The following is a 240-nucleotide window of genomic DNA, read 5'->3' on the forward strand; positions in this document are numbered from 1 at the left end:
AGATAGCATTATGCCGGCCTAGCTCAACTGGTAGAGCAACTGACTTGTAATCAGTAGGTTGGGGGTTCAAGTCCTCTGGCCGGCACCATCTAAGAGCCATTAGCTCAGTTGGTAGAGCATCTGACTTTTAATCAGAGGGTCAGAGGTTCGAATCCTCTATGGCTCATCAAGATTTTAATTTAATATATTTGCAGAAGTAGTTCAGCGGTAGAATACAACCTTGCCAAGGTTGGGGTCGCG

General features: G+C 45.8%; 2 tRNA genes. Both read left to right on the forward strand.

Features of this window, described 5'->3' with window-relative positions:
• The first annotated feature begins 12 nt into the window (after positions 1-12).
• Positions 13-88 (forward strand) — tRNA-Thr (locus CD036_RS12945).
• Positions 89-93: 5 nt separating this feature from the next.
• A tRNA-Lys gene (locus CD036_RS12950) sits at positions 94-166 on the forward strand.
• The last annotated feature ends 74 nt before the right edge of the window (positions 167-240 follow it).

Source organism: Staphylococcus arlettae (assembly GCF_002902345.1).
Classification (GTDB): domain Bacteria; phylum Bacillota; class Bacilli; order Staphylococcales; family Staphylococcaceae; genus Staphylococcus; species Staphylococcus arlettae.